2 protein-coding genes are annotated in these 3,728 nt (G+C 57.2%); one reads left to right on the top strand and one right to left on the bottom strand.

Annotation, left to right across the window (positions count from 1 at the left end; translation table 11 throughout):
* Positions 1–353 (top strand): IS1380 family transposase (locus tag GOACH_RS22205; RefSeq protein ID WP_005180305.1); only part of this gene is annotated, 353 nt, incomplete at its 5' end.
* Between the two features lie 403 nt (positions 354–756).
* Here GOACH_RS22205 and GOACH_RS22200 read toward each other — a convergent pair.
* On the bottom strand, positions 757–3,192 hold the full coding sequence (locus GOACH_RS22200) for an AAA family ATPase (protein WP_005180302.1): 2,436 nt from the start codon (positions 3,190–3,192) through the stop codon (positions 757–759).
* Between the last annotated feature and the right edge of the window lie 536 nt (positions 3,193–3,728).

Here is a 3,728-nt window from a genome sequence, read left to right as displayed (position 1 = left end):
CCGAGCCTCCGGGAAACCCAGGGCGCATCACGGTCATCGAACAAGTTCACGCCGATCTCAAAGCCTCCGCGCTCGCGCATCTGCCGTCGGGAAAGTTCTGCGCGAACGCCGCCTGGCTGGTGTGTGCGGTCATCGCGTTCAACCTGACTCGTGCTGCCGCCAGCCTCAGCGGCGGGCGTCTGGCCAAAGCCACCACATCCACGGTCCGCCGCACCCTGATCTGCATTCCGGCGCGTATCGCGTCCTCAGCCCGGCGCATCACCATGCACCTACCCGCCCGATGGCCGTGGGAAACCGAATGGAACCTGTTGTTCGACAACACTATTCACCGAAGACCGCCAACCTGGCCCTAACCACCCCGGCCGAACAGCCTCGATCCCGAAACCCGGTGAAACAAGCCGACATCAGAGATCGGCAACTGACTCATGCCCGCCACCCAGGCCGAACGTGCTCAACACTTTTCACCACACCGCAAAAGCCGATCGGTGGATCGAGGCTTAACTAGGGTGTCAAAGTCCCAACTGCGTTGTCATCCGACAGAGGCGCCTTCATCCGCAGTCAAGAACAGCGGTCAATATCAGTACTGGTAATCCTGCATATTCGATTGCTGCATATTATGGCTCTGCGCCGTTCAGTGCTGACGAGTCATACGGCCAGCCAAACAGCGGCGATCGAAAGACAACCCACGTGGACGCGCCTGAGAGAGGCGCGGTTCCGCATACCGCTTTCCGGTCTGAGCTGTGGTGCACACGGAGCTTAAGCAGCGGGTGTTGGCCCGCCCTTAGAAGGCTTGCGCCTTGATGGCGATCTCGTCGCCGAGCCTTCAGGGACCGCGCCTCCAAGCTGCTCGCGGAAGAACTGCCGCGGCAGCTTCAACAGGTCAGGCAACGACTCCAAGAAGCCCGTTCCATCTTCGACGGCCGTGAGTGGATCTGTAGACAACTTGTGGTGCCTGCGAAGTTCGCTAAGACGCCGGCGGATCGGATCGTGTTCGTCGGTATCTTCTAGCACAGCTTCGACATCCCGCAAAACCCTACTTGCTGCGTCGCGAGACATCCCATCGGCGTGATCACGCACGAAAGACTTGATAACTCGTTCGACGCGGTCCAGGTCGCGAACGTTAGATTCCGAGGACGCCGCATCGTCGAGCCTATCTCGAAGGAAAGAAACGAGAGCCGCGAAATTCTGCTCAAACGCAAGCAACCCCGGGGGCCTCGGGGTAGCAGCAACCGCGTTCTCAAGGTAGTGAACCAATTCCTTGCTGAACCCGACCTTTTGTAACTTTCTACCGGAAAAGGCGCTCGAGAATGCCATTTGAAGTGCAGGGAACAGGCTCCCCCCGGTGCTCGCAAGGCTGGCATTTACATCATCGGATCGGAGCAGATTTACATCCGAAGCAGGAATACCTAAGAAACGACGGGCATAAAATCTAGCGCCTTCGACAGCGATGGCCACTGGAATCAGGTCCTCGGGCTCAGCAACGGTCACCCCTGACGCGACATTGATGTCAGCCCCCTTTGCCCAATCACCCAGATTGACGATGTGTCGATCTTGGAGTACTCGCTGTCGATCTGCCTCGCCTTGCGCCAATCGCGTTATTGCCTCCCGACCGGCGTCATCGTCGTCAAGCAAGGCCACGCACGGAGGCTTAAGCGTGTCACGTCCACGTGCCAGGTAGGCCATGTATGGCACATGGCTCGCAGAGGCGCAGGCCACGATCGTGACTTCATTGAGATCGATCAGTGTGCTCGGAGTTAGGCCCCGCCGGCGCAGCAGCGCTAAGGCACCAGTAAGCAAGATCTGATCTGTAGGGCCTTCGACAAGAAGGTTATTGCCGCCAATGAAGGCAGTTTCCGCAACGTGAGCACCGATCGACGTCCGAAGAGGCTCATAGTGATTATTTACAACGTCTCTGACGAGCCGCGTGCCCTCTTGGTCCGATCCCTTGTCGAGTACTCGGATCCGGTGACCGGCATTCTTATTGATCAAGAAGGGGGAGTGCGTCACATATATCACTTGATCCGTACGACCCCCCGCTTCTGGACGTGCAAACTCGTCCAGAACCCTCAAAAGATCGGCCTGAGCGGCACTCGACAAATACGCATCAGGTTCGTCCATGAGTAGGACCTCAGTATGAGTCAGCGAGCGTTCGTGAGCTCGTAGTTGTACGTAGTAGCCAAGAAAGTAGGTGAGACCCCTGCTTCGCTCGCTAAAAGAATAGTCTGTGCCAGTCTTGTCGCGTATAGTGAACGCGACCTCTCGTTCACGCGGGGCGAGGCGCAACTCGAAGTCCCGGTCCTGCCGCCACCAGCGGCGAAAGTTGAGGTGCCGTGCTATCGAACGGTTCATCTGCTCAATTAGTGCACCAACTTGCCCCTCCTTGCCGTCTCGGATCGCGCATTCCAGTTCTGAAAACTTGCTTGGGGAGATTCTTGCGACATTAAGCAATAGGTCGCGTCCAAGCTGTTCCGACTTCGCCACCGATGTATCTTCAAGCTCGACTGGATTCTCAGCTGGATCTGCTACACCAGCGATGCCATTAATCAACTGCGGCCAGGAGGATATCCCGCCAGAGCGCAAATTATCATCAAACTTGAATCGGTCGCGCCTTCTGCTAAGGAGACCGGGCTTTCGGTCAAGGAGAGCATCGAACGAGATGACATCCGGGATTCTAGCCCTCGTCTCCAATTGAAATGGCTTTGGAAGGACCGCTTGCAAACCGGCAAGGGTGCTGGCATCAAGCGGAGCCGGGGGATGTCCTTTTTGGATCAACATGTTATCCCCGGCTCCCATACGGAGTAACGTGACGCGGTCATCAAGGGCCAATTTCACGCCCGCGGCTCGCAGAGCATCGACGTCGTCCTGCGCGGTCAAAACAAACTCCGCACCGAAGTCAGGGCTACGAATCTCTCCAACCTCGACCGAGTACAACTGCGAGTAACGACAGAAGTCCCCTGACGAGATGTCCGCCCCAGACAGTGCGCGCATCGTCGCGCCGATGAGATGGCTCTTGCCCGATTCATTTGCACCGACGATCGCAGTCACTTCGGGGTCGATGTCGATCTCTACGAACGGAAACCACCCACGTCCCTGGATCACCTCCCAGTCGTACTCAGCTCCTCTGACCGCCTTCGCTTCCTGGTCATAGTTGAACGACCGATAGAACCGAACCAGCACTCGGGTTAGCAGCATTGGAGCCTCCGGCGAAACGACGTTGACTCGATAGTAGGGGCTAGGTCGACAGATGCGCCCGGCAACGTCGCATACGGTGAAGAAGAGCCGGCGGGAGGCTTCATTCCGCAGGCTGCCGGAACTTCTAAGGAGTCGCAACTCACCCTTTGACTCACGACGCACTCAACTGGGTCTCGATTACTCGGCGCAGTTCGCGTGAACGAGACCTGCGCGATCCAAGATCTGACGAGTTCCGAATTCCGGATACGTAACCTTGAACGATTTCCAGTGTTTCGTCTCCAGGAAGATTTAGTATCTCCGAGAGCTCGACCAACACTCCAGTGTTCTGCGACTTCCCAATTCTCTTGGTATCCGAAACCGCCCGTTGAAATATATCAAGAGCCCAAGAGACGCGTCGACCCGGGAGGCCTCGCCCCATCCACGGGGATATAGGGCTACTCCCCCTCCACTCAGCGCCCTCCGGTACACCTGAACTACTATCGAGGATAGTTTCAAACTGGTGTTGTTGGAGGCGTGGTGATCGCAAACATTGTGGC

It is taken from the genome of Gordonia aichiensis NBRC 108223, assembly GCF_000332975.1.
Lineage (GTDB): Bacteria > Actinomycetota > Actinomycetes > Mycobacteriales > Mycobacteriaceae > Gordonia > Gordonia aichiensis.
The sequence above is the reverse complement of the archived record's forward strand: the minus strand, read 5'-3'. Positions and strand labels throughout refer to the sequence as shown.

Excerpts from the sequence above, each read along its gene's own strand:
- GOACH_RS22200 (WP_005180302.1), bottom strand. The coding sequence starts at position 3,192 with ATGCTGCTAACCCGAGTGCTGGTTCGGTTCTATCGGTCGTTCAACTAT.